The following is a 26718-nucleotide window of genomic DNA, read 5'->3' on the forward strand; positions in this document are numbered from 1 at the left end:
CGTCTCAACACGTCACACAGGTGGATGCCGAGGCCCGTCATTGAACGACCAGCATGACCACCGCAATCAACAGCAAAACGGCCCCGGACAGCTTGTCCGCTGAAATCGACACTTTCGATCCCACGAATCGACCTACCTCAAGTCCAATCAACGTCATCATCAGGCTCACGATGCCGAAGGTCAGCGCGGCAAGCCCAAGCGGCACGTCCAACATGCCCAATCCAAAACCGACCGTCAAGTTGTCCAAACTAAGTGCAACGGCCAACAGCAGCCCTTGCGCCCCCGCCTTTCTCGGAACAGCCTCTGCCTCGTCGTTTGTATCGGCAGGTTTCAACAGCAGGTAGACGCCCAGTACCACCAGCACACCGACGCCGATGTACTTGGCGAAGTTCCCCGCAATCTGGGCCATTTCGCTCCCGATGAACAATCCAATCACTGGCATCAGCGCCTCGAATAGCCCAAATATCAACGCGGTGCGCAGCTGCTCGGAGCGCTTCATGTTCATGGTGCCCAAGGCCACGGAGGCCAGGGCATTGTTCATGCCCATCGCGACGCCCAAAAATACAAGTTGCCAAATCATCTATCTACGCTCCCTACAGGATTCCTCATCCAAAGGCTCGTTGTCTCTGTCTGATATTGCCGCAGCACGTCTCCCACGAACGACTGCGTGCCGGCCATCACGAGCATGTCTGCATCACCGATCTTGGTTTGCGCCGACGCCAGCGCCTCTTCCACGTAAGGTTGCCACTCCACATCATCTACCATGTTTTTTGCACACTCGTACAATGCATGGTCAAATGTCAGGTGCGGATTGTGCGCTTGCGTCACAATGACCGAGTCGACCACCCCGGCGAGTTCGCCAAGGACACCTCTGCCATCCTTGTCCGCCGGGACGCTCACAATGGCGCAAACTTTGCAACGACGAGCGTTCTTTTGCTCCTCAATCCAGCGCCGGAGGTATCTGGCTGAGGCTGCATGAATGGTGCCATCGACCACGGTGAGCGGATGTTCGCTCAACACCTCCAGCCGCCCCGGCAGCCGAAGGGTTGACAGGTCAATCTCGGTTGGCATGCGGACGCCCGGTCGCTTGGCCTGCCAGACTTTTCGCGCGGCGTCAAAAGCGACAAGAGCGTTTTCCAGAAAGAATCCTGCCGCCGAAGGCAAGCGAACCTGGTATGTTGCCTCCGGGTACACCACCTCGAGCAAGCAAGAATGTAGCGCATGCACCTGCCCAAAGTCCTCACCCAGGTACCGCACGTCTATCGTCGATGCAGCACGTTGGGAAACGGCCTCGCGCACAACATTGGACTGCGAATGGCTGCACAGCCACAGCGTGTCCTTTGTGAGAACACCTGCCTTCTCCGCCGCAACATCTTCCAGTCTGGGTCCCAATTCGCGGACGTGCTCCAGGAACACTGGCGTCAACACAGCCCCTTGGTGAACAATGCGGTTCACGTCGTCGTGCAGCGCGCCCCGCCCCAACTCGTACACATTCACGTCCGTGTTGGCATCTTGAAACCACATCGCCGCAGCCACTGCAAGTAACCCGACCGGTCCAAAGTATTGGCCCTCCATTAAGGTAAACGCTGCCGCGGCACGGGCCACCCGTTGCACATACCGGACAAACTGGGATTCCGAAATCGTTTGTCCGTTGACGCGACAGCGCTCCAAAAAGTCCACCAGGTGCGGTCCCGTGAACAACCCGACGCGAAACCCGAGTTGTTGCAGAATCCCTGCCAGGAGAATCGCGTGTGACCCCTTCCCCTTGCTCCCCGTGACCGCCACGTTGTAGCGTCCGAGATCGGGTCGATTCATCGCTTCCAACAGACGGCTCGTCCACTCTGGATGCCGAATGTATCTGTCTGGGCGTCCCGCAGCCAACAACGGCTTCGCTCGATTATATGAAGCGTATATCCAATGGATTGCGTCACCCACGGTCTCTATGTACGGAGTGTCTGGTTGCACCATGTATTACCGCCTTGCATTGTGGTTTTGTTCAAAGTGTACCACACCAGGGGCAAAGTACACGGTCCGCGCTGGTCGGCAGCAAACGAAAACGGGAGGGTAACCCTCCCGTTTCATCAGCAGACCGGTGTAGTGGTGCAAGTCGTTGTGTAACCTCCGTGACCTGGCACGAGCAGGAAGAATAACACGAAGATAATCAAGAACACGACGGCCCAGCGGGTGTAACCACCAAACGCTCCATAATACATCCCACACACTCCCTTCGCATGTTCTAGTGCAGTGTATTCTCACCGTCCAGACGACTGCAGTGGTAAACGCCTATGGCAGGGCCCGATTTCGAAGGGAGTGGGAAGCAACACTGGTGTCATTCAGGGCAGTGTTCGTATGATGTTTCGAGCGACGTATACACCGCTACTCGCAGCCTGTGATATCCCCCTGGAAATGCCGGGGCCGTCACCTGCGCAGTACAGTCCTTTCACTTTCGTTTGCAGCCTTTCATCCACGTCCGCACGAGACGCGTAGAATTTCGCCTCCACACCGTAGAACAGCGTGTGTTCACTGGCGATACCTGGTGTCACGTAATTGAGCGCTTCAATCATTTCGCGCAACGCCACCATCGTCTTGTAAGGTAGTACCAGGCCGAGATCTCCAGGCACGGCCTCCTTCATCGACGGCTCAATGAATCCTTCCCGGATACGTTGTTCCGTGCTTCTGCGCCCTTTCAACAGATCCCCGTAACGTTGAATGATGATGGACCCGTTCGATAGTTCGTTGGCATGACGACAAATCTGCTTTGCAAACTCGTTCGGCTTGTCAAACGGCTCTGTAAATTTGTGACTCACGAGCAGCGCGAAATTTGTGTTCTCTGTACCCAGTGCGGGATCTTTGTACGCGTGCCCGTTTGCAGCCATCACTCCAGAGTGATTTTCCACAACCACGTGCCCCGACGGGTTGCTGCAAAACGTCCGGCAACGCAACCCCGTTGACGGCGACTCGAAGATAAATTTCCCTTCGTACAGATGTTCGTTGATTTCCTGCATCACGACGTTCGACGTTTCCACCCGTACGCCGATGTCCACCTGGTTGTTGGTCATTTTCAACCCATGCTTCCGGAACAACCCGCTAAGCCATGTCGATCCGTCCCGGCCCGGCGCCACGATGACGTTCTTCGCGAGAATTTCCTCCCCTTCCCGCGTCACGACGCCGCGAATTTCTTCACCTTCAATGAGCAAGTCTTCGACAAAGGTGCGAAACCTCAGTTCCACGTGGTGAGAGAGGTACTCAAAAATGCTGTTCATGAGCTCCAGGTTTTTATCCGTACCAATGTGCCGCACTCTGGCGCGCAACAGCTTGAGGCCCGCACCGGCTGCCTTCCGTTCAATCGCTTTCACCGCGTCCGTCGTCGGGTCCGTGATGGAACCAGGCGCGCCGTGGCGTAAATTAATCGCGTCCACGTACTCGATTAAGTTCAAAACTTCAGACGCTGGGAGATAGTCCGTGAGATATCCACCGAACTCGGCGGTGATGTTGAACTTCCCGTCGCTGAAACTGCCTGCACCGCCCGCGCCGTTCAAAATACCGCAAGCCGGCAGACAGCCCGCGTAGTCCTTCTTTTTGTTCGCAGGCGGACACTTGGTAATCCGTTCTTCGAGAATGGGGCACCGACGCTTGTGCGCCTCCACCCCTTTATCGAGCAGAAGCACTTTGCTCTGCGGTCGTTTAAGAGTGAATTCATAGGCTGCATACAATCCTGCTGGACCTGCGCCAACAATCACCGCGTCGTAGATAGTTGCCACTTGAATCACCCTGCTTTCGCAATCTTCATTCCACAACCCAAAGGAACACTATACGTCGATTTCAGAGGCGGCGCAAGAGATGAAACCAGATGTACCCGGGCCTCCTCGCGGCACCTGGCGCTTTGCGATACCTGCCCCGCTTCGTAGTACAATGGAATGCAGGTCACACCCGAAACGAATATGGATAAAGACACCGATGGTTCGAAAGGTGGTTCTCTGTGAACATTGTCTTGACCACGTTGAACGCAAAATACATCCACTCGTCGCTCGCCCTGCGGTACTTGCGAGCCTACTGCCGCCGCGATTTTCCCGATGTGCAACTCGTGGAATTCACCATCAAAGACCCGGCAACGCACATCGTGGCGGACCTTTATCGCCGGCGACCGGACGTCATTGCGTTTTCCACATATATTTGGAACATTGAAGAGACCATTCCAGTGGTGAAGATGCTCAAACAGGTGTTACCGAACACGCGCATTGTCCTCGGTGGACCGGAGGTCTCCTACGATGTGCACCACTGGATACGTCGCCTTCCCGAAGTGGACTTCATTGTGGTCGGAGAAGGCGAAGCGACTTTTCACGAGCTCCTGTCCAATTTGAGGAACGGTGGTGATGGGACCGGGATTGCAGGCACCGCTTATCTGCGTGGCGACAAGGTCGTGATGGAACCCCCGCGTGCCAAGCTAGATCTAGCCACTGTGCCGAGCCCGTATGAGACCGACGAAGACCTGCACGGCTTGACCCACCGCATTGTCTACTTTGAAAGCAGCCGCGGTTGTCCGTTCTCCTGCCAATTCTGCTTATCCTCCATTGAAAGTGGCGTTCGCTACTTTCCCATGGAGCGGGTCAAACGGAATCTGCTGAGACTGATCCATGCCGGGGTGCGGACGATTAAATTTGTCGATAGAACGTTTAACCTCAAAAAAGATTACGCAATGGAGCTGTTCCGATTTTTGATAGAACATCGCCGCGACACGGTCTTCCAATTTGAAATCACGGGCGACATCTTGCCGCCGGACGTGACGGATTTTCTGGCCGAGAATGCCCCGCCCGGTGCGTTCCGCTTCGAGATTGGCGTGCAGTCGACAAACGACCTGACAAACACCCTCGTGCGGCGCCGCCAAAACTTTGACAAGCTGCGCCGGACCATTGAAACCATCAAAAACAGCGGGAGGATTGTCCAACACCTGGATCTGATTGCCGGGTTGCCGGAAGAGGATTACACTTCGTTCCGCAAGACGTTCAACGACGTGTTCGCGTTGGAACCGGAAGAACTGCAACTCGGGTTTCTCAAGATGCTGCGTGGAACCGGTCTGCGTGCGCGTGCATCGCAGCACGGGTACATCTACCAGGAACATGCACCATACGAAATCCTCGGCAACAATGTGTTGTCGTTTGACGATATCCTCCGGATTAAACAGGTCGAGGACGTGTTGGAGAAGTACTGGAACGATGGTCGGTTGCGCAACACCGTGCGCTATCTCGCCAAGCAGGTGTTTCCATCTCCATTCGACTTTTTCCAAGCGTTTGGCACTTACTGGGACGAACAAGGGTGGAGCCGGATTGGCCATCAACTCAAGGACTTGTTTTTACGGCTCCACCAATTCTTACAGAACACATGCAGCGGCCAGGAATTGCAGGCAGCACAGTCGCTCATGAAACTGGACTACCTGCTGTCGTTCCGTGTTCGTCCGCACGAAGTGTGGTGGGGAGACCGCGTGCACAAAAGCGACGTAAAACGGCTGTTGGCTTCCCTGGTGGCTCACCCAGAAGCGCTCGGTGCGCAGTTTCAAGCACTCAGACTGACGGCGGACGCGTTGGACCGCCACACGGTCGTGGAAGTGGTGCCCTTCCATCTACAGTCCCTGCTTTCACACGGGATCTTAGAGGAGACGCCAACGTTGCTTCTCGTCTACTACGCCCCAGGCCTCGGCAAAGGGGAGCACCCACCCTACTTCTTGACACCATTAGAGGCTTTGGAAACGCCTCTGCTTCAAAGTGTTTTGCGCATATGCAATGTTCGAAAGTAAGGCTTACCCACCACGACAAAGCCCAACTTTTCGTAAAAAGCGATGGCGGTGGCGTTGTTCTCCTGGACCCACAATTCCACGGCGGACAACTGCCTCCGCCGGGCGACGCCCTCCAGTTCCGTCATCAACGCGCGTCCTAACCCGGTTCGTTGGCACGAGGGTGAAACCACCAACGTGTTGACATGAAGCGACGCGCCCATCACAAAGATGACAAACCCCACCATCTCACCGCTGTCCAATGCACAAACCCAAGCCTCTGCCGACGGGTCCCCAAACAGCTCGTTCGGCTGTGAGCGCCTGCCCCAGGCCTCCATCAGAATGGGATCCATGGTCCGATGTACCAAGTCTACCATGGCCGCTCGATCCGCCTCTTTCATACGCCGCACGTGAATCGGCCCGAGCTTGTCGGTCCGCACGGTCAGGGCCAGCTCCCCGCAGTTTTCCAAATCTCCCACCGGATCCGTATCCGAAGATGCACGGGTCAAGATTTCCGGCCCCGCTTCCGTGATGAGAACCGTGTGCTCGAAGTGCGCAGCGAAAGCCCCATCCACCGTCACTGTGGTCCAACCGTCATCGAGGGTGCGCGTGTACCTCATTCCCGCTGTAACCACAGGTTCAATGGCCACCACCATGCCTGCTCGCAATCCTGGCCCGCGACCTGGCGGCCCGAAATTGGCAATCTGCGGATCTTCGTGCAACGCGGTGCCGATGCCGTGCCCAAACGCGTGACGTACCGTTTCATATCCAGCGGATTTGACGTCCAGGTAGATGGCGGACGAGATGTCGGAAACCCGCGCACCGTCACGGGCCGCTGCAATGCCACGGTAGAGGGCACGTTTGGTGGCTTGCATCAGTCGCTGTGCAGATTCGTCCACTTCGCCGACGGGATACGTCGCGGCGGCATCGGAGTGCATGCCGCCGTAGGAAAGGCCTACGTCAATCGTCACAATGTCTCCTTCGCGAAGTGGCGTTTTGGACGGGATGCCATGGCCAACTTGTTCATTCACGGATACGCAAATGGCACTCGGAAAGTCCGTCCACTCTGGAAACGACGATGTGGCGCCCATCTCTTTCATCACTCGAAGCGCAATTTGTTCCAGCTCCACGCCGGTGACTCCCGGTTGTAGTGCCGCTGACACCTGTTCATGGACCTTCGCGTTCATTCGCCCTGCCTGCCGCAACGCGTGAATTTCCTCCGCAGTCTTGACCAGCCCCACGTGTCTCCCTCCTGCTTCTCGGATGTTCTCGTACTGTCGGTATATGTCCGGCGGCGTCCAAACGAAACGGTCTCAACTAGGCGAATACCCGAGTCACTCGGAATCTCTGCAGCATTGTTATGAGAAAGGACTGTGGATCCGAGGGGGATGGGGATGTCAACACGTGACGTTGTGCAAGGAGACGTGCCAGAACTGCGTATTCCATGCGCCAAAGTGACCGCTTTTGATGAAACGCTGCACACGATTCTGGATGACCTCGCAGATACCATGAAGCACCACTGTGGAATTGGGCTGGCTGGGCCACAAATTGGCCAACCCATTCGCGCATTTGTGATAGACGTCGGAGACGGAGTCCTTGAGCTTGTCAATCCGGAACTGACAGACAGCCAAGGTGAACAGGAGAGTGTGGAATCCTGCCTGAGCTTTCCAAGTCTCACATTACAGCTCCGGCGTCCCAGCGAAATCACAATCGTCGCACAGGACCGATTCGGTCGGGAACGGCAGTACGAAGCTTCCGGCCTTTTCGCCCGCGTGGTCTGTCACGAACTGGACCATTTGAACGGCGTGCTGTTCACGGATCACTTATCGGATGAGGAAGTATTTGCACAGGTGTGGATGCAGCTGGGTGAACAGCTGGAGGGCGACCTGGAGTCTGCCATGAGTGGTGACGCAGGGGAGATTGAGACCAGCATCGCTCTTGCCCGGCATGAAGAAATTGTGCATGCGGTGCAAATCCTTGCCGACGCGTCGTGGAAAGTGACGCTGGCGTTGGAACTGCTGCGAGACCACGAAGACCTGCTGCCTGAGCTGGAAATGGCCGTATTGACGGATATCGAATCGCGACTGAGTGACGTGGCCGACGAATTGGAACAAGCCACCGCGGATCTCTAACGATACATGAGCACGCCAGACACAGAGGAGAGGGATGTTGCGTCAACACCTCTTGCAATGGTTTCGTAGTACGTGGTCAATCGGTTCAAACCGATTGGCCATGTTTTTTTCGCTATCATTAAGGCAACCTACAAGTATCTACACTTAAAATGTACTGTATATCGTCATGCTGAACCGCGCTCAAGGAATGTCACGAAGAACGGATATCTATCAGAGGAGCTGAGCCCCATGGAGGACTTCTTGAAAACCATCGCCGATCTCGGCATCGGTATGATTTCCATCGGCCGCGAGAAATTGGAAGCGAAGATTAAGGAGTGGACAGATTCAGGTCAGTTGTCCGCCGCTGACGGAAAACGACTATTGAACACGATAGTGGAACGAGGCGAACAGGAACGGGCGGAACTACAGCGAATGATTCAAGAGCAGGTTCAAAAGACCCTGTCGAAAATGGGCGTGTTGCCGAAGGAAGCAGGATCTGAAACTGAAACCGTAGATCCAGCTCCGGTCACTGCTGAATATATCCAGCAGTTAGAAGCGCGAATCGCAGAACTCGAAAAGAAATTGAACACACCAACGGAATAAGTTGAAAGTAGGTTACGATGCGTGAATGGGAAAGTGGTGCTTGGCAAACGAATCCGTCATCTCAGTCGATATCAGGAGATTGCACAAATTCTGATTCGCAATGGATTTGGCTGGTTCCTCGATGAAATTGGGCTCACTCATATGTTGACTTTGCCAAGACGATGGTTCGTGGATGGACAGTTCACCGAGACCATGTCCCTGTACGAACGCATCCGAGTTGTCATCGAACAGTTGGGCCCCACGTTTGTCAAGATGGCTCAGGTGGCCAGCTTACGGACAGATGTGTTTCCCGAGGCTTTGATTCAGCAGCTTTCCCGACTTCATGACGATGTACCCGCCATGCCGAACGAAACCGTCCGTCATGTCATCGAATCTGAGTTTCAGAAACCCATGGAAGCGCTGTTTGCCGACTTCGCGGAACTGCCCATCGGATCTGCGTCCATTGGTCAAGTACATCAAGCGACGTTGCACTCCGGTGAAGTCGTGGCTGTGAAAGTTCAGCGACCAGACATCCGACGGAACATCGAAGTCGATGTCGAAATCCTCGCCGACATCATCCATTTGGCGGAAAAGCACTTTGAATGGGCAAAGCACTACGAACTCAGTGACGTCCTGCAGGAATTTCGACGGACGCTCTTAAACGAATGCGATTTCACCATTGAAGCACGAAATGCGGATAGAATCCGGAAGATGTTTGAACAGGATGACACAGTATACATCCCGGCCATTCACTGGGACTTCACTACGCCGAAAGTGTTGGTGATGGAGTATGTTGACGGAATCAAGTTCAGTGAGAGAACCTCCCTCCGTGAGATGGGATTCAATCCGCAGATACTCGCCAAAAGGACCGCAAAGGCCGTTTTGACGCAAATTCTGATTCATGGTTTTTTTCATGCGGATCCCCATCCAGGGAATTTGGCAGCCCTGCCGGGCAATGTCATTCTATTCATGGACTTCGGCATGGTTGGACGGTTGAACTCAGACATGAAACGCAGGCTGGCAGGACTGATTATCGGACTCAGGTTCCGCAATACAGATTTGATTATTCGCGCACTGTACCGGATGGGGGTCGTTCCGGCAGACGTGGACGAGGGGAAACTGCGCAGAGACGTGGACGAACTGCGCGAGAAATATTACGATGTCGCCCTCAGTCAGGTCAACATCAGTGAGCCGGTTCGCGAGCTATTGGCCGTCGCATTCAGGCACCGGATCAAGATTCCACCAGACTTGTCTCTAGTCGGAAAGACGCTGGTGACCATCGAAGGTGTGGTGGAACACTTGGATCCCACATTTCGCATCATGGACGTCGCAGAACCTTTCGGAAAGAGACTCTTGAAGGAACAGTTGGATCCCAAATCTATCGGGCGTCATGCCGTTTCCTCCATGGTGGATGCGGCCGAACTGCTCATTGAACTTCCGAGACAGATTCGGCTTTTAACCCAACAATTTCGTCAGGGAAAGGCCAAGGTGCAGGTAGAGATCCCAGTACTGCAGAACGCCCTCAAGCAGTTGGAGCGAATCAGCAACCGCCTCTCATTCAGCGTCATGCTCCTGGCGTTCAGCATTTTTATGTCAGGACTGATGATTGCTTCCTCGTTGGCCAAAACCAGCAATGCTGTCTTCAACGTACCGATCACCGACGTCGGTCTTGCCATTGGCGTATTGATGGCCATTGCATTGATATGGTCCATTTTCAAATCCGGACGAATGTGATGCGTGTATCAGGGGAACTAGCGAAAGGGAGTGCGTCGCACTCCCTCTCATCGTCGTTATGGATTGTGAACCTTGTAATTACGCCTCGGACATCGCGTCCACTGCAGGCACCGTATGCCGCTCTCCGCGCCAGTTAAGCAGCACATTGAGCACCACAGCAGTGACAGATCCAGTCACAATCCCGTTTTGCAGCAACATCTTCAGCGTATCTGGCACGTGGTCAAAGATTTGCGGTACCACGGCCGAGCCCAGTCCTACTGCGATACTGCAAGCCACCACGAGCATGTTTTCCTGCCGCCGAAAGTCGACATTGGCCAGGATGTTCATGCCCGATGCCACCACCATACCAAACATCGCCACCATGGCACCGCCAAGGACAGAAGTTGGGATGACAGTGGTTAGCGCGGCGATTTTGGGCAGGAACCCGAACAGCACCAATATCACTCCGGCTGCGACAATGACGCTGCGCTTCTTGACGCCGGTCATGGAAACCAGCCCTACGTTCTGGGAGAACGTCGTATAGGGGAATGTGTTAAATAACCCGCCGAGCACAATGGCAACGCCCTCCGCGCGCAGCCCCCGCACCACGTCGGCATCGGTTAACTCGGCGTCCGTGACCTTGCTGAGCGCAAAGTAGACGCCCGTCGATTCCACCATGCTGACCAGACACACCACAATCATAGTGACTATCGCAGCGACGTTGAAGACCGGGAGACCGAAGTACAGCGGATGCACCACGCTCACCCAACTCGCTTGTGAAACGGAGGAGAACTTCACCATGCCGAGGAAGTAGCCGGCAATCGTTCCGACAATGAGACCAATGAGCACAGAAATCGCGCGAATGAAACCGGAAAACAAGCGATTGACTACGAGAATGACGAGCAACGTACACAGCGCCAACAGCAAGTTGACAGGCCGGCCAAAATCCGGACTGCCCTGTCCGCCCGCCGCATTGTTCATCGCCACTGGAATCAGCGACAACCCGATGACCGTCACCACCGAGCCGGTGACCACTGTGGGAAACAATTTTAATACGCGGCCAAACACAGGTGCCAGCAACATGACGGCAATGCCGGCAATGATAATCGCACCGAAAGCTGTAGGCAGATTTGCGGTCGTACCGATGGCGATAATGGGACCGACCGCCGTAAAGGTACAGCCAAGGACGACCGGCAGGCGGATACCCAAAAAACGAGTTCCTAGAACTTGCAGTAGCGTCGCCAATCCACAGGTGAACAGGTCGGCAGAGATCAGATACGCCATTTGTGCTGGATTCAGCTTCAACGCGCCGCCGATGATCAGTGGAACGACAACAGATCCGGCGTACATCGCGAGCACGTGTTGCAGTCCCAATGTAACCACTTTGCTTTTGCTCAACGCCGAGCAGCTCCTTCCGGACGAGATTCCTGGATAAACTCAATCCCCGATTCAGACATCGCGCGAATGCGCGCCAAAGCGTGGACGCGTACACCGGCTTCTTCCAACTTCTCGCGACCTGCTTGGAAACTCTTTTCCACCACCACGGCAGCACCGGCGATGCTTGCTCCCGACGATTGGACTACTTCCGTCAGTGCGTGCAGCGCAGCCCCTTCGGCCAGGATGTCATCGACCATTAACACCACGTCCTCTGGTGTCAAGTACGACTTTGACACACTGATTTGATAGGTTTCCTGCCGCGTGTAGGAGTACGCAGGTGCAGTCCACACCGCGTCGGTCTGGGTAATGGCTTTTTTCTTTTTCGCATAGACAAACGGAACGCCAAGCGCCAACGCGGTCGCCATAGCGAAGTGAATGCCGCTCGCTTCCACCGTGAGCACTTTCGTGACACTGCAGTCCTGGAACGGTTCCGCCATGGCCGCGCCAAGCAGAAGCGTGAACTTTGGATCCACCTGGTGGTTCAGAAACGAATCCACCTTCAAGACGGTGGGAGACAAGACCAAACCTTCACGGCGTATCCTTTCTTCCAAAATCTCCAATTTTGCACCTCCCACGTCTTTTGCAAAACGCAAACAAGCCCGGAGGAACAGGTACTCTTCGCGCGTCAGCGCACTCCAAGTGAAACCTGTCCTTCCGGGCTTTTCTCCCAAAGGTGTAGCAATATTTGCCCACATCGCTCGGTCCAGACTCGTGACGAGGCCGCTCAATGGCCGCATCGCGACGGAACCCTAGATGTGCTTTCACTCGTAGTCAGGCAATTTACGGTTGCCTGGTAGAGACTTACGGGCCATATTCCCGTGATTATACGAGTTCCGATTGAGTTGTCAGCCAGCGTTTTGCAATACGCTGATGCAACAAACATATCAAATGGAACGAGTGGCGGCAATAGAAGAGAATGGCATGGGGGGTGGTTTTGGGCCCCTCGTGTTCGGTTCGCTATAATGTCGTCAGAACGTCTTAGAAACGGAGGGCACGCCATGACGCGAGTTCAACATCCTGTGTGTCACAACTGTCAGGAACCCATCTCGTCGAGAGCCGACCTGTCCACAGCGTTTGTCGGCGTTCACCTCGCCACGTTCCACAAACAGTGCGTGCGACAGCTCCCGGTGCAGAAAGCCTGGAGCCTTCTAGGCGGCACACCGTTGAACACGGCGGCCACCAACTGGGCTGTCGTTCTGCTTCCGCTTGCAAGCGTCCTGTTCCTCGTAACCAGAGGCGCGGGGAATTGGGTGTATTTCTTCGTTGTATCGCTCATCCCCGCTATCCTTCGCTTCTATGCGTGGTTACGCTATGAGCGCCATCTCCCCCGCTCGTGATATACACCGTGTTTAGTCGCCCTGGTTCGACTCCGATGGTGCCAATTGGTACGCCTTGCCCATCTCCGCGGATCGGGCGGCGGCGGCCAAAACGGCTTCGTACACGTAGCCGCGCACGTACCCTGCATCCAGCTGTTTCACGCCGGCCTCCGTCGTCCCCTTCGGCGACATGACGCGCTGACGCAATGTCTCAGGCGACACGCCCCACTCCGACAGCGTGAGTGCTGTTCCAGCCATCGTCTTCACCAGCAACTTGCGTGCCAGCTCTGGAGAGAATCCAAGCCGAATCGCGGCCGCCTCCATGCCCTCGAGGAAGTAGGACAGGAATCCCGGGCCACTGCCGGATACAGCGGTTGCAGCGTCCATCAAGTGTTCAGGAATTTCTACCACGTCCCCGAGCGCACTCAATAGTTCAAAAACATATGCCCTATCCACCTCACTGACACCTGGCCCATACGCGACGGCGGTCACTCCACACTGGACGGACACGGGCAAATTAGGCATAGCCCGAACCGTGCCCACCCCTGGACAACGGTCTGCAATATACGATTGGTTGACCCCAGCGGCAAACGAAAGCAGCAAAGGGCGGTTCAGATGAGGAGCCGCCAAACGTAATGCCTCGGTCACGTCAGCCGGCTTGACCGCAAGTACGACGAGGTCCGCGCCTGTCGCGTCACTCCACGAAGCTGCAGCTTGCACCCCGTACTGCTGAACAAGCTTGGTCAAACGTTCAACGCGGCTGCGGTTGATGACGCGGATGTCTTGCGGTCGAGCAACACCCGCCTTGGTAACGCCACGAATGAACGCTTCCGCCATCGCCCCTGCTCCAATGACGAAAATTTGCTTGTGTGCCATTCATACCTCGCCTCCTTGCAATACATTTCTAGAACGCGAAAACTCCCGCTCCTGCATACGCAGGGGCGGGAGTTCTGTTCCCACGGTACCACCCTGATTCCATAGCTGCCAACATAATGACAGGCAACCACAGATCTCGTGCGGCGATAACGGCGCCATCCGGACACCTTACTCAAACGTTCGGGCATCGTCTCCGAGGCCGGTTCGCCTGCGCTCCGACAGGACGGCTTTCAGCCGCTGACCATCCTTCTCTGGGTCGGAGTATGGCAGGGTACTTTTCCTCTTCATCGATCACATTCCAAAATGTTGCGCTGATTATATCTCAATCCACGTGTTTGCGCAAGTGGCAAATTGCCCATGTACGTGCAAACTACGCGAATTTCACACCTCTTTTCCCGAGTTCGTGCTCGATGGCTTTGGCCACTCCGCTCTCGTCGTTGGAGGCCGTTCGCAATGAGATGCTTTGCAATACGACGGGTTCGGCGTTGGCCATGGCATAACCGACGCCAACGTGGCGGAGCATTTCCAAATCATTTTCTCCATTGCCGATGGCGACAACATGTTCGAGTGAAAGCTTCAAGTCGCGGATAACACGCTGAATCCCCGACAGTTTATTGACACCATGTTGCGTAATCTCAATCTCCATGTCTGGCGTACGGGAGAGCTCAAAGGCGTTCCAAGACTTCAACTCTTGGTACACTTCGAGCAATTCTCGTTCACTGTGACATCCGACGGTGGCTTTTAAAATCGCCTCAGGAGGTCGTTCTAAGTACTTCGGTACATCGTCTTCCGACAAGACCACGGTGCCTTTGTAGTAGGTGTGCAGAAATGGTTTCAAGTGTTCAAAGTGGTCTGTGGCACACACGATGTAGTCGTGTCCAAACAGTCTGTAGGTCAGGTCGGCGTTCTCCGCTAGATGTATGAGTTTTAACAAGGGTTCCTTGGCAAGGGGCGTGCACCACAAAATCGCGCCAGTTTGAGCATCTATGATTTCTGCCCCATTCTGTGTCACCACTGGGGCATTGATCTGAAGGTAGCGCGCCCAGACAAGGGCCGACTTTGCCATGCGGCCGGTGGCCAAACTGACGTAATGCCCTTCATGCATGGCTCTCTGAATTGCAGCCCAAGTGGGCTCATCTACGGTTTGCCTGGAGTTGAGAAGCGTACCATCAATGTCAATCGCAAAAAATAACGGCTCCTTCATCCCGTCTCCCCCTGTCCGTCCAGATGTGCAACCACACATCCTGCGACGCCATGTACACCGAGCACCTCCAGTGTAAAGCACCGAAGTAAATTTTCTGTCAATTCCGGTTAAAGAGAGTGTAAAGAGTGGCCTACCTCCACAGTCGGTCCAGGACAATCTGCTCGAACCATTGATTGTTGATGGTTCTAATCATCGAATCAAAAAGTAGAGATTTTCACCTCACGCGGCACCACTCCCACGAGCACGATTGTCGTGAACAACGACAAGGTGTCGTCGCCCCATACATTCACCAAAGGCGGCTCTGTCTACATCCCTGTGTGGTATGTCATTCAAGCGCTCAACAACGCCGGAATTCACAGCACATGGAAGGGGAAACAGCTGGTATCTGACAGCTTCTGGTGCAGGTTTGTCCGCGAGTGGGGCTCACACGACCGGAAATGGTAATGTTTCTGTCTACTTGAACGGGAAGAGATTGTGTAAAATCCCGTCCATTGTGGCTTTGGATCCCGCTTCTCACCACAACACCACTTATTTACGCGTGAACGACATTTCTAATATCCTGAAAAGCGTAAACATTATTTCCACGTGGAATGGACAGTCGTGGACACTGCAAACCCAGGACGTGAAATCTTTGGCGGACGATTTGCCAATACGTCCACTGCACCTCAATCCCAGTTCAAAGGCATCATCACAGAGCACGTCCAATTGAATGTCACCGACAAAGCTGCATCCGGACTCGGCGAGGCGCCCACGAGCATCGACATACAGATGAGTATGAACTTGATGGAAGGTACCGTCCATGGCGAAAGAGCGATGGAAGCCACCATGACAATGACGAGTTCAGACGACACCTCCGCTTCACAGCCACTGACCATCCAAGAGTACGTACAAGGTTCACGCGTGTGGATCAACGAGGGCAAAGGATGGTCAGAAGCGACGGACAGAAGCAAAATAACGGATGCACGAATTGCACCATGCCACTCGAGAAGACGGATGAAAGAGAGTCCGCTCCGGACTCTCTTTCATCTGCATGGACACGTCCTTCGCTAGTCTGTGTACACCTGAAAATCTTTGAACTGAAGGTATATGTCCTCTGGTAACGCATTGCGGGTCAGTGTATGTTGCAACCCCGTGGCATCCAAGTACTTGACCACCAAGGACGAACAGATCTTGCGATGCCGCTCTTCGCTCTCGACGAACGAAACGGGCAAGTGAACCAGGTCATGAGTTATCGCCCGCAAAACGTCGTCAAACACCAACACCCAATCGTAGTGTTGCCCCACCAGGGTCCGAATGAACCTCAGCGCCGCATCACGCGAGTCAAGCGGAACCGGCGGTCTGAATGCATCAAACCCGTCATGGGCGAGCGGCTTCATTGCAACGGTCTGTCCATCGGACTCGATTTCCGTGTGCGCATCCAGTGCAATGGAGCTGTGGTAGTAGAAGTACGGTTGGCGGCCATCCTTCAGGCGTTCGACCCAATCAATTTCTCGCACCTCGAGGTCTTGCAACTTTCGGTACAACAGGATGTCCCCAGGCTCCGCCATGTACATGTAAGACACCTCAACCGACAAGCAGGATATCCAACATTATTCGGTAAGAAGGTGAGATGGTACATACACACGACCCAGTGGCCAGACAGGAATCACATTTCCGTGCACACAGCGTGATATTTTACTGATTTTTACGTGAAGTTTGATATATTTGAGGTTACATTGTTAGTATTTTAATGTCAGCGCCAACGGCTCCATGCTTTTTGGAACGTAGAGTATAAAAATTCCTACTGTTCAATGACGTGATGTCCGTTGGATCTTTGAAACGACTGGAAATCATGACTCCTATGCGATGGGCAGAAAGGATGGCACACGAAGTGACAGGCACGAAAACGGGATTGCCCAAGACAGATGTGACTTTGGAGGACATTACGCTCGCGAGAAATGTAGTCAAGGATGTCGTTCGCAAGACGCCGCTCCACAGGAATCACATTCTATCCGACAGATACCATTGTAATGTCTATCTCAAGCGTGAGGATTTGCAGAATGTCAGGTCATTCAAGATTCGGGGAGCGTACAACTTTCTCTACAACATGTCCGAGGCGGATCGACAAAGAGGCGTAGTTTGCGCCAGTGCCGGGAACCATGCACAGGGTGTCGCGTTCTCCTGTCAGTATCTCAACATCATGGGCACCATTTTCATGCCCGCGACCACGCCAAGACAGAAGGTTTCGCAGGTGTCGTTGTTTGGTGGCGAGTTTGTGGACATTCGCCTCGTGGGCGATACGTTTGACGATTCCTTCTCCGCGGCCATGCAATATTGTAAACAAAAGGATATGACCTTTGTACACCCATTTGATCACCCGCTCATCATTGCCGGACAAGGGACCATTGGAATGGAAATCCTACACGACATGGACGAACCTGTGGACTATGTGTTCCTCGCCATTGGCGGTGGTGGTTTGGCCGCGGGTGTTGGCGCCTACATCAAAGGCGTTTCTCCAACGACGAAAATCATCGGCGTTGAACCGGCCGGTGCTCCTTCCATGAAGACGTCCTTGGCGAAGGGGGCTGTCGAGACTCTGGAAAACATCGATACATTTGTGGATGGGGCGGCTGTCAAACAAATTGGACGCCTGACATTTCAAATGTGCCGGGACGTGTTAGACGATGTGGTTGTCGTACCGGAAGGTAAGGTCTGTACCACCATTTTGGAACTGTATAACGAAAATGCCATTGTAGCGGAACCTGCCGGGGCTTTGCCCATCGCCGCTTTAGAGAGTTACAAAGCCCAGATCCAGGGCAAAAATGTCGTCTGCATCGTAAGCGGAGGCAACAATGACATTGACCGGATGCAGGAAATCAAAGAGCGCTCACTGATCTACGAAGGCCTGAAACACTACTTCATTGTCCATTTCCCTCAACGGTCTGGCGCTCTAAAGGAGTTTATCGACAAAGTATTAGGACCTCATGATGACATCACGCGCTTCGAGTACACCAAGAAGAACAACCGAGAGGATGGCCCGGCATTGGTGGGAATTGAGCTACATCGTAAAGAAGAGTACCAAACGTTGATTGACCGGATGGAGCAACACGGTATCCATTATATTGAGATCAACAAAGATCCAGTGCTGTTTCATCTATTGATTTAAATGGCGACTGTATCAGCCATGTGACAAAGTGGGGAGCGTCTCGCGAGCGGCATCCACCATCTCGTCATGAGATGGCGGATGCCCACAACCGCAGCGAATGTCGGTGAAACAGCGGCAGGATCACACTTTCCGTACGTTGAAGCTGTCGCGAATCAAGTGCCAGACCTGCGGAAATTCGTTTCCAAGAACCCAAAAACTTGCACCCCGCATGCCGTAATCGTAGATGAGTTGCAACTTCACAGCAGCACTGAGTGCATCTTCAAACCATACCACGTGCTGCCGACCTTCCGAGTCTCGATAGCGAAAAAAGGGAGATGCGCTTTCCACACTCCACTCAATCGGGACCTGTTGGCTCATCGCAAGATTTTGCGCACTCTTGTTACTAATCCCGGATGCCCTCCCCGCCTGCGGGTGGGGCAGTGGCCAGTCGTACCCGTACAGCGCCATTCCCATGAGGAGCTTACTCGACGGGATCACCGACGTGGCGTAATTCAATACGGCGCGGACTTGATCCAGCGGGGCGATGGCCATCGGTGGTCCTCCGACCCATCCCCACTCATACGTCATCAACATAATGAAGTCCACTTCCCCGCCGAGCGTGCGATAGTCAAAGGCACCCATCCAGGAAGCGGTCGGCTCATCGGATGTCTTGGGCCCCATGGCGATGGAAATCGAAAGGCCCTGGCGACGCACTGCCTGGCCGAGCTCGCTGATAAATTCGTTGTACAGCGGTCTGTCGGACGGCTGCATGTGTTCAAAATCGACGTTGATGCCCCGAAAACCGCGATTGCGGGCGGTACGTAGAATGTTATCCATCAGTTTACGGCGGATGGACGGGTTGGACATCACCGTATGCGCCAGTTCCGTATTGAAATTGGTACCGTCAAAGTTGGTGACCGTCATCAGTGGAGCAACGCGCAACTGTCTGGCTGCGGACAACGCATCGTTGTCCTTCTGGCCAACCAGGCTTCCGTCTGCCCTGGCCTGATAGCTGAAAATGCAAAGGTAGGTCAGCCGCTGGCCGGTATCTTGTACAATTCGCGAATCATTTACGTTTCCTTCTGGCAGCAAATATCCGTTGACTTCAATCGTACGCTTCCCCTGTACACGAGTGGGTACGTACAGCCGCTGCTGAGGACGAAGCGACTGCCCTGCCCGCAGACCGAGCCAACCGCGCAATTCATCGGGTGTAACGCCCTGTCGGCGCGCGATACTTTCCACCGTGTCACCCGACTGCACCGTATAAGGACGGGCCAGCGTGGCCGGACCCGGAACCAGCAAGTGTAGACCAGGGACAATGATGTTTTCGCTCTGCAATTCGTTTAAGTGCTGCAGCTCCCGAGTGGTGGTTCCGTATCGGGCCGCGATGTCGCGCAAACCTTCTCCTTGTACTACCGTATGAATGAGCATTTTTCTACCGCTCCTTGTCATCCACATCATGTCGCATGTGCGTACGCCTACGCCTATGCCATGATACGGTGCAGGGTCTTCATTCGTGACATCCAGTCACATTCTGAGTATCGGCAGAGGAATTCACAGACGGCTCGGCGAATGGGGAGAGAGGATGAGAGAAACTGAACGAACGCTTTCCATGGGCTGTGCAAAAATGGGGATCCCCATCTACATGGAGACCCCGTTGGGGGGACATCTGTGTCCAATCAAAACTTACAGACGACCTATTTCAGCTGTTCCAAGTGTCAATACTGGAGAACCGTCGAGGCGCAAGGGGAAATTGTGGCTGGCCCCACCTGCAAAGTGTGCCACAGCTCCATGCGCCTCGTGCACATGCAACAACTGGACCTCGGACTCTTTGAGGATGCTCCGCTACACAAAAAACGTCCCGGTCGGCGAACCCATCGGTCCACCCGGGACGTCAAGAAACTGGATTGATGGCGATGCGATTCCGTACCAGAATCTCCGCCGTTGCGTCCTGGTAGACCACGCGCCAATCGGGATTGTGCGTCAAAAAGGTGACAACGGGTTCACCGCTTGGGAACAGCGCAACGTCACATTTGTAGCTGTCAATCAGGTCCGGCCCGTTCCACCACACGTCCTTGATGGCCAAGTAATCCACAAACACGTTCTGACCCTGCAAAAAGATGTCCGTCCGCCCATCGACAAAGGTCGGGACGCCCCGGTAGATGAGGTACCCTCCCCATTGATACGCGTTCAACACATGCTGAGTCAAATGGTGTTTCTGCAGGTAGTCTACTGCGTACACAGGATAAGCCGAGGGCGACCAGTGGCTGTTCACGCTGCCCTTCACGGTCGGCAACTGTGTTCCGAAGTACACCAGCGCTGCCAGACTCAAAATCCCACTGCACGCCATGACGACTCGATGTGGCTGCAGAAGTTTGCGGAACAAATCCCCAATGAGCGGCGCTAACAACAACGCGGAGGAGATAGCCATGTAAGGCGCAAATCGCTGGTAAATCAGCATCACCGCGAAACTGCCGCAAAAGTACAAGGTTTCACGCATGGGCAACGGTTTCCACCGAGCCAGGAGAATGAGAAACATTATCAGCAAGAATGGCAGCAACCCGTATTTGAAGATGTCGTTGTGAAAGTCCGGTGAGTGCCACTCGTTGATGTTGTCCACCATGGTCTGGTTGGTCGACAGCAATGCGTAGGTGTACGCTTTGTACGTGTTCGGGTTGCACAGCCCAATCAACGCGCCGACCACTGCAGCACACAGGAGGCGCCAACGTGCGCCGGACGGAAGTCGCAGTTTCTTGAGTCTACCCAAGGACGGGAAGAAGCTGATGAGGACTTCCAGCAACAGCATGACAATGCCGATGCTCGAACTCCCGTGGGCATTGGCCCACATGAGCATCAGCGGCGGCACCAGCCACAGCGTCCGAAACGCACCCCTCCGGACTCGCTCCAGAATCCAGAGAAAGATGGCAAACATCATGTAGGACACGGCCTGCGGGCGCATCGTCCAAAACACCAACGGCACCAGCGTTGCCAAGCAGGCACAGACGGCCGCTGCGATGGCATTGCTGCCGGGCAGGCTTCTGCAGACACGGTATAGCACAATCACGGTCACGGCGTGTACCAGCGACAGGAATCCCCAGACGCCAGGGAAGCCAAAGTGAGAGCCAAGCCACGCCAGGGCCACTTCAAACAACCATTCTTGCGTGACCCACGGTTTGCCGTGCATGGTCCACGAAAATGGATCCGTGGTCGGAACGGTGTGATGACTCAATATGTAGAGACCGGTGGCGTAGTGCCAGGGTGTGTCCGGGTCCGACAGGGGCGCCATCTGGTAAATGGCGAACCCGACAATCCATAAACACAGGAGCATAGTTTGTACGCTGAGAATACTGCGCCAATTCGTCACCGTACGTATCCTACCAATCCTTCTGATCTGGGTCCTCTGCTCGCACGCGCAAATCGAGGTACAAGAGTGAGATGGCCACAAACGTGAACGGCGTGATGACGAGCTCCGTCACACTGTCCAACACGATGGTGACCACGGTGTTTGGGATGAGGTGAAACAACGTTGTCAAACCGAAACTGACGGCACCGGCTATCAGCTGAACGAGGATGAAGTAGCCAAGCACGCGCCAAAAGTTCCCTTTGATGAGCCGCCACGACCCCATCATGGCATTCCATCCCGCCTTGCCTTCCATCACTGCAACGGGCGTCGCTAGGGCGAACTTGACAAGCAGCCACACGTCCAGGCACAGAACGCCAATCGCGAGCAGGGTCACAACGATGCCCGTCACCACCGCGGGCGCCCCGATGCCGCCGAGCAGACCGATGACAAGCGCGAGAATGCCGCCGGTCACCACAAACGTCACAAGCAGGATAATCCACTTCAGGAGATCAGTGCCAATCACTGCAGGCAAACGTCGCCAAGCGTGGCCGACAGCCTGCTTGAAGGTCAGCGTTTCACCTTCGAACTTCAGCTTCGCCAGGAAGTGTATCATGGTTCCATACAGGAGCGGTATCGCGACGAGGGCACCGAGAATGGAAATCACCACGTAGGCAATCAATTGCGGAAGCACTGCCGTCAGTTGTGTCATGAGTTCGCTGAATGACTGCACATTGTCCATCCCGGCTGTCAGAGCGTTCACGTTCGCCGAAAATATATCCTGCAAAACGAGGTACGGCAGGTAGATGGACAAGGTCGCGACAGCCATGAGACGAAAATGATGGCCAATGGTGCGAAATGTATCGTCGAGCAAATGCCCGATAGATTGCGGACGTAAATGGGTCCTGCTGGGTTGGGTTGACACGCGTGTTCCTCCTTGATGGCCTGTGTTGCCAAAACTTCCACCTCATCATACCACAGCGTGTGTCAGTCGGAGCATGGAACGCCAACAACCCTGCCACACCGAGCAGTGGCAGGGTTGGGCTCAAATCAAACGCTTCACTTTGGCGTCACAACGAGGTACGCCTCCATGGGGCCTTCGTGGGCCGCGTCGGCGTGCGCAGTGCAAATCAACCGAAAGAATCCCGCCTTGTTTGCTTTGAGCTTGATTGTCGTCACCTGATTGCGGTGCACGACGCCTTGAATTCCGTAGCCCTCGAGTTCCACAGGGTGATCCTGTCCCTTCAGTCCTCGGATCTTGATGACCACGTCGTCTCCCTGTCCCGCGACGTACACGGCCGGGTCAAACCGATATACTTCGATGGTTGAGCCGTCTTTCTGTTTCGCGGCGATTTCGTTCGTGACCACTTGGTACGTACGCGTCGCCGCGCTGGCCTCCGGGATTCCCCCCGTCACCAGACCCGCCAACCCAACGCCTAGAAGGCCTATCACGCCGTACTTCGTCCACCTGCTCGAAAAACGCGCCATGTGCAACCCACCTTGGCTAGATGAGGCTTCGTCCTGCCGGACAACCACAATTGGCAGCAAAGCCTTCTATTGCTTCCATTTTCCTAATTAGGTTGCTCGATTTGCGGAGATTCATACTCAATCCCCGACTTGGCGTGCAATTCCGCATAGAGTCCACCGAGCGCGAGCAGCTCCTCGTGCCTTCCGCGCTCGACGATGTGACCGCGTTCCAATACGTAGATGCAGTCCGCGCGACGAATGGTGGACAAGCGATGCGCAATCACGAGAGTGGTTCGATTCTGCGCCACCGCCTGCAGACCGCGGCTGACCAGTTCCTCGGTCTTGCTGTCGAGGTTTGCTGTGGCCTCGTCCAAAATCAAGACGCGCGGGTTCAGACAGACAATCCGGGCAAACGAAATCAATTGCCGCTCGCCCATCGACAAATTGGCGCCCTTGCTGTACAGATGTGTGTGATACCCATCCGGAAGCTTTTGCACTATGTCGTGCGCTCCAACGGCTTTCGCCGCTTCGACCACTTGTTCCTCTGAGATGTCCTCGCGGAACAATCGGATGTTGTCCAAGACCGTGCCTGTGAACAAATTGGCTTCCTGCAGGACGAGGCCAATGACTTTACGCAAATCGCGCTGGCGAAATTCGCGCAAGTCGGTGCCGTCAAGCAAAACCTGGCCGCTGGTCGGATGGTAAAAACGGACGAGCAAACTCATCAAGGAACTCTTGCCCGCGCCTGTCGGACCGACGAATCCCACAAAGGAACCCGGCTCGATGTGAAAGGAAATGTCGCGGAGCACAGGCTGCCCTTCCTTGTAGGCAAACGACACGCCTCGAAACTCTACTTCTCCTCGCACGTCTGTCGGTGTAATGGGCTTGGCATCTGGAGCGTCCACGATAGCCGGCTCGACGGACAAGATGTTGCCAATCCGGTCCGCCGCCACTGCCGCGGACTGCAACGTATTCCACTGTTGCGTAATGGAGTTAATCGGCTGGAAGAACTGCCGAATGTAGTTGATGAACGCATACAGCGTGCCAAACAGGATGGCACCGTGCAGAACCGCACCGCCGCCAATCCAGACGACGGCCGCCACCGCCGCGTTGCCGAGCATTTCGAACGTCCGGTTAAACATCACGGAAATGCGGTACTCACGGACGTTGGCGGACCTGTGGCGAACATTGAGTTCCTCAAACTGGCGAGCCTGTCGACGTTCCTGGTGGAAGATTTGGATGATGCGAATGCCCGCCAAGTTTTCCGCCAAAAACGCCATGGTGTTGGACAACCGAGTCCGCGTCGTCTGGTAGGCGCCCCGCAGGCGCTTTCGAAAGACGGCCGAGATGCCAAACAGAAGCGGAATCAACACCATGCAGTACGAGGCAATCCGCACGTCGAGCTCAAACATGGCAACAATGACCATCACCAGGGACAGCCCGTCGCGCAGCATACTCAAGAAAAAGTTTGTGAAGAACTGGCTCACCGTTTCTGTGTCGTTGGACACGTTGGTCACCAGGCGGCCGATGGCGTTGGTGTCAAAGAAAGCCATCGACTGGCGCTCAATATGCTTGAACAGCGCCAAGCGGATTTCACGAATCACATTCTGTCCCGAATACTGGACAATCAGTATCTGGACGTAGTTGGCGACCAAACTGACGAGGACAACCATCACGTAGAGGAGGCTGACCGTCCACAATCCGCGCATGTTGGGATGCGGGGCAGAAATGTCGTCGTCGATGGCCACCTTGACGAGGTAAGGCTGCAGAACGGACGTGGCGTTGTATACGAGGACGAGCAGAACAACCGCTGCAAAGTGCCAGCGATACGGCTTGGCGTACGGCAAGAGCCGCAGTAGACTGCCAATCCCCTTGCGCCTTGGCGCTCCTTGTTCCGTTTGTGTCTTCACGCCCTCACCTCCTCCGTTGCCGCCTCCTGGAGTGCGTACAGTGACGCGTACAAGCCACCCTGTTGAACCAGTTCGTCGTGCGTGCCGCGCTCGACAATGCGCCCTTTGTCCAGCACAAGAAGGACATCTGCATGGCGGACAGCGGACAGCCGATGGGCGACGATGAGCGTTGTCTTCCCACGCCGGATGCGGCGAACGTTTTCTAGAATCTGCTTTTCCGTATTCATGTCCACGGCGGACAGGCTGTCGTCGAGAATGAGAATCGGTGCGTCTTTCAGGAACGCCCGGGCAATCGCCGCGCGCTGCTTCTGGCCGCCGGACAAAGCCACCCCGCGCTCTCCGATGAGCGTATCCAGCCCGTCTGGAAATGACTCGATTTCGTTCCGGAAACAAGCGTTGTCGGCCGCTTCCAGAAGCTCCTCTCTGGAGGCGTCCTCACGAGAGAAACCGATGTTTTCGCCAATCGTCGTAGAGAACAAAAACCCGTCCTGGGGCACGTAGGCAATGCTTTCGCGCAACGTTTTCAACCGCAGGCTGTGAACGTCGTAGCCGTCGACGCGGACCGTGCCTTTCGGCGGATCGAAAATTCGCGGCAACAGGTTGACCAGCGTCGTTTTCCCAGCCCCGGTACGACCGACAATCCCAATGGTCTGACCACTGCGTACGCGGAAATGGATGTCCAGAAGAGCCGGTTGCACTCCGTCCGGGTAGCGAAACTCTGGCAAATCCACTTCGATGTCTCCGGTGATCTGGTCCACATCTACCGGATGTTCCGGGTCTTTGATGTCCGGTTCCTCTCCGAGGAGCACCTCCAGCCGTTTGAGCGAGGCCGATGCGCGCTGGAAGTAGTTAAACACGAACCCCATTTGCTGCAGTGGCGTTATCAACATCGCCAGGTACAAAGTAAAGGCGACAAACGCCCCAAGTGGGATTTGCCCGTCTATCGTCAGGTAACCGCCGTACGACAAGGCAATCGCGAAACTGACCGACCCTGTGAACGGAATCAGCGTCTGAAACAAGCCGCTTTGCCGAAACACGGCCATTTGACGGCGAACAATCAGATCTACCTTGTCCGCGAATCGATTTGCCTCCACATCCTCGTTCGCGGTCGCCTTGATGAGGCGGATGGCCGAGAGGCTTTCTTCCGTGACAGCCGCCATCTCGGAGAGCGCTTCCTGCGCTTCTCGCAAGGCATTGCGAATGCGCGGCCCCCACCAAATGATGAAGATTGGCAGCGCCAGCAGCGGGATCATACTAACCAGTGTGAGTTTGATACTGACGGTTCGGAACGTCATGAACAGCGTGGTGATGAGCAGGAACACCGCGTTTGTCAGCAGGTTCATGCCGCCCGTCAGCGCATCACGGACAGCGCGCACGTCGTTCATCGCGTGATTGAGGAGATCCCCGATGCTGCGCTGCCGAAAGTACGCGGTCGACAAGGACTCCCAGTGTCGGAACAAACGTCGTCGCAACCGGTACTCGAACTCTCTGCCAAGTTGACCATTTCGCAACTGGCCAATGCCGTACAACACGACGTACCCGGTGCCTACAGCCAAGAGCCACCACACGTAATGCAGCAGTTGGCCTCCCGTCAAACGGCCCGCTTTCAACGTATCTGTGAAGCGTCCGAGAATGTTCGGAAACTGCACCATCACGATTTCGGAGGCAACGATGGACAAGATGGAAACGAGATAAGACCATTTTTTTGAGAGCATAAATTGTTTGAGCAAATGCGTTGGGCTCTCCACCGGATGATGCATGAATTCGGTCACCTCCATCATTGCCTGAACCGTTCGGTCGTCGGACAACGGAGCGGCGGGGCGCATTGCGCACACCGCCGCCGACATGTCATTCGCATTCTATTGTACAGG

The 26718-nt window shown here is 55.0% G+C and carries 24 protein-coding genes, 1 pseudogene and 1 riboswitch; of the genes and pseudogenes, 8 read left to right on the top strand and 17 right to left on the bottom strand.

Annotated features, from left to right (window positions below; genetic code table 11):
- Positions 1-37 precede the first annotated feature (37 nt).
- The 4 genes from YWK_RS0107640 to YWK_RS0107650 form a co-directional block, all read right to left on the bottom strand.
- Positions 38-580, bottom strand: coding sequence for a manganese efflux pump MntP (locus YWK_RS0107640; RefSeq protein WP_035466427.1), 543 nt, complete (start codon positions 578-580; stop codon positions 38-40).
- Positions 577-1968, bottom strand: coding sequence for a bifunctional folylpolyglutamate synthase/dihydrofolate synthase (locus tag YWK_RS0107645; RefSeq protein WP_026964334.1), 1392 nt, complete (start codon positions 1966-1968; stop codon positions 577-579). Before YWK_RS0107645 ends, YWK_RS0107640 begins: the two co-directional genes overlap by 4 nt.
- A 113-nt stretch (positions 1969-2081) precedes the next feature.
- Positions 2082-2213, bottom strand: coding sequence for a hypothetical protein (locus YWK_RS22645; protein ID WP_281172238.1), 132 nt, complete (start codon positions 2211-2213; stop codon positions 2082-2084).
- A gap of 120 nt (positions 2214-2333) precedes the next feature.
- Positions 2334-3761, bottom strand: coding sequence for an NAD(P)/FAD-dependent oxidoreductase (locus tag YWK_RS0107650; RefSeq protein WP_026964335.1), 1428 nt, complete (start codon positions 3759-3761; stop codon positions 2334-2336).
- Between the two features lie 218 nt (positions 3762-3979).
- Between YWK_RS0107650 and YWK_RS18825 the strand changes: the two genes are divergently transcribed.
- Positions 3980-5791 carry a B12-binding domain-containing radical SAM protein gene (locus tag YWK_RS18825; RefSeq protein ID WP_051375343.1) on the top strand — a complete coding sequence of 604 codons (1812 nt, stop codon included), beginning with the start codon at positions 3980-3982 and terminating at the stop codon, positions 5789-5791.
- On the opposite strand, the gene YWK_RS22410 is transcribed toward YWK_RS18825, so the two are convergent.
- Positions 5755-6168 carry a GNAT family N-acetyltransferase gene (locus tag YWK_RS22410; RefSeq protein ID WP_342664239.1) on the bottom strand — a complete coding sequence of 138 codons (414 nt, stop codon included), beginning with the start codon at positions 6166-6168 and terminating at the stop codon, positions 5755-5757. The two genes, YWK_RS18825 and YWK_RS22410, sit on opposite strands and share 37 nt — an antisense overlap.
- Positions 6169-6270: 102 nt before the next feature.
- Positions 6271-7008, bottom strand: a pseudogene (gene map / locus YWK_RS22415) (type I methionyl aminopeptidase); the annotation flags it as partial.
- A 153-nt stretch (positions 7009-7161) separates the two neighbouring features.
- Between map and def the strand changes: the two are divergent.
- The 3 genes from def to YWK_RS0107675 all read left to right on the top strand — a co-directional run bounded on the left by def (position 7162) and on the right by YWK_RS0107675 (position 10194).
- Positions 7162-7899, top strand: a complete 738-nt coding sequence (gene def / locus YWK_RS20900; RefSeq protein WP_051375344.1) for a peptide deformylase — start codon at positions 7162-7164, stop codon at positions 7897-7899.
- Between the two features lie 228 nt (positions 7900-8127).
- Entirely contained in the window at positions 8128-8481 is a 354-nt protein-coding gene (locus YWK_RS0107670) for a phasin family protein (protein WP_026964336.1), read from the top strand.
- Positions 8482-8502: 21 nt separating this feature from the next.
- A complete protein-coding gene (locus tag YWK_RS0107675) occupies positions 8503-10194 on the top strand; it encodes an ABC1 kinase family protein (RefSeq protein WP_035466429.1) in 1692 nt (563 codons plus the stop codon).
- A gap of 78 nt (positions 10195-10272) precedes the next feature.
- Here the strand turns inward: YWK_RS0107675 and YWK_RS0107680 are convergent, their stop codons facing one another.
- Together YWK_RS0107680 and YWK_RS0107685 are read right to left on the bottom strand one after the other, a co-directional pair.
- A complete protein-coding gene (locus tag YWK_RS0107680; protein WP_035466430.1) occupies positions 10273-11571 on the bottom strand; it encodes a nucleobase:cation symporter-2 family protein in 1299 nt (432 codons plus the stop codon).
- Entirely contained in the window at positions 11568-12170 is a 603-nt protein-coding gene (locus YWK_RS0107685) for a xanthine phosphoribosyltransferase (RefSeq protein ID WP_026964339.1), read from the bottom strand. Before YWK_RS0107685 ends, YWK_RS0107680 begins: the two co-directional genes overlap by 4 nt.
- Positions 12171-12358: 188 nt before the next feature.
- Positions 12359-12460, bottom strand: a riboswitch (purine riboswitch).
- 148 nt (positions 12461-12608) lie between these two features.
- Here YWK_RS0107685 and YWK_RS0107690 point away from each other — a divergent pair.
- On the top strand, positions 12609-12947 hold the full coding sequence (locus YWK_RS0107690; protein WP_026964340.1) for a hypothetical protein: 339 nt from the start codon (positions 12609-12611) through the stop codon (positions 12945-12947).
- A gap of 12 nt (positions 12948-12959) precedes the next feature.
- Here the strand turns inward: YWK_RS0107690 and proC are convergent, their stop codons facing one another.
- Together proC and YWK_RS0107700 are read right to left on the bottom strand one after the other, a co-directional pair.
- Complete coding sequence (gene proC / locus YWK_RS0107695; RefSeq protein ID WP_026964341.1) at positions 12960-13802, bottom strand: pyrroline-5-carboxylate reductase; 843 nt, start codon at positions 13800-13802, stop codon at positions 12960-12962.
- A 370-nt stretch (positions 13803-14172) separates the two neighbouring features.
- Entirely contained in the window at positions 14173-15006 is an 834-nt protein-coding gene (locus tag YWK_RS0107700; RefSeq protein ID WP_026964342.1) for a Cof-type HAD-IIB family hydrolase, read from the bottom strand.
- Between the two features lie 600 nt (positions 15007-15606).
- On the opposite strand from YWK_RS0107700, the gene YWK_RS0107705 reads away from it, so the two are divergent.
- A complete protein-coding gene (locus YWK_RS0107705) occupies positions 15607-16056 on the top strand; it encodes a hypothetical protein (RefSeq protein WP_026964343.1) in 450 nt (149 codons plus the stop codon).
- Here YWK_RS0107705 and YWK_RS0107710 read toward each other — a convergent pair.
- Positions 16053-16559, bottom strand: a complete 507-nt coding sequence (locus YWK_RS0107710; protein WP_026964344.1) for a hypothetical protein — start codon at positions 16557-16559, stop codon at positions 16053-16055. The genes YWK_RS0107705 and YWK_RS0107710 overlap by 4 nt on opposite strands.
- Positions 16560-16864: 305 nt before the next feature.
- Here YWK_RS0107710 and ilvA point away from each other — a divergent pair, with 305 nt between their 5' ends.
- On the top strand, positions 16865-18151 hold the full coding sequence (gene ilvA / locus YWK_RS0107715; RefSeq protein WP_051375345.1) for a threonine ammonia-lyase IlvA: 1287 nt from the start codon (positions 16865-16867) through the stop codon (positions 18149-18151).
- A 120-nt stretch (positions 18152-18271) separates the two neighbouring features.
- Here the strand turns inward: ilvA and YWK_RS0107720 are convergent, their stop codons facing one another.
- A complete protein-coding gene (locus YWK_RS0107720; RefSeq protein WP_026964346.1) occupies positions 18272-19561 on the bottom strand; it encodes a glycoside hydrolase family 18 protein in 1290 nt (429 codons plus the stop codon).
- A 240-nt stretch (positions 19562-19801) separates the two neighbouring features.
- On the opposite strand from YWK_RS0107720, the gene YWK_RS0107725 reads away from it, so the two are divergent.
- Positions 19802-20041 (top strand): hypothetical protein, encoded by a 240-nt coding sequence (locus tag YWK_RS0107725; protein ID WP_026964347.1) that lies wholly within the window; start codon positions 19802-19804, stop codon positions 20039-20041.
- On the opposite strand, the gene YWK_RS0107730 is transcribed toward YWK_RS0107725, so the two are convergent.
- From YWK_RS0107730 to YWK_RS0107750, 5 genes are all read right to left on the bottom strand, one after another.
- Complete coding sequence (locus YWK_RS0107730) at positions 20025-21494, bottom strand: hypothetical protein (protein ID WP_026964348.1); 1470 nt, start codon at positions 21492-21494, stop codon at positions 20025-20027. The genes YWK_RS0107725 and YWK_RS0107730 overlap by 17 nt on opposite strands.
- Before the next feature lie 10 nt (positions 21495-21504).
- Positions 21505-22395: a DUF7847 domain-containing protein gene (locus YWK_RS0107735; RefSeq protein ID WP_026964349.1), complete on the bottom strand. Its 891-nt coding sequence runs from the start codon at positions 22393-22395 to the stop codon at positions 21505-21507.
- Positions 22396-22529: 134 nt separating this feature from the next.
- The gene (locus YWK_RS18840; protein WP_051375346.1) at positions 22530-22958 is read right to left on the bottom strand and encodes a cupredoxin domain-containing protein; all 429 of its coding nucleotides are present in this window, start codon (positions 22956-22958) and stop codon (positions 22530-22532) included.
- Between the two features lie 83 nt (positions 22959-23041).
- A complete protein-coding gene (locus tag YWK_RS0107745) occupies positions 23042-24847 on the bottom strand; it encodes an ABC transporter ATP-binding protein (RefSeq protein WP_026964350.1) in 1806 nt (601 codons plus the stop codon).
- Positions 24844-26694 carry an ABC transporter ATP-binding protein gene (locus tag YWK_RS0107750; protein ID WP_245578551.1) on the bottom strand — a complete coding sequence of 617 codons (1851 nt, stop codon included), beginning with the start codon at positions 26692-26694 and terminating at the stop codon, positions 24844-24846. Before YWK_RS0107750 ends, YWK_RS0107745 begins: the two co-directional genes overlap by 4 nt.
- Between the last annotated feature and the right edge of the window lie 24 nt (positions 26695-26718).

It is taken from the genome of Alicyclobacillus pomorum DSM 14955 (assembly GCF_000472905.1).
Taxonomy (GTDB): domain Bacteria; phylum Bacillota; class Bacilli; order Alicyclobacillales; family Alicyclobacillaceae; genus Alicyclobacillus_A; species Alicyclobacillus_A pomorum.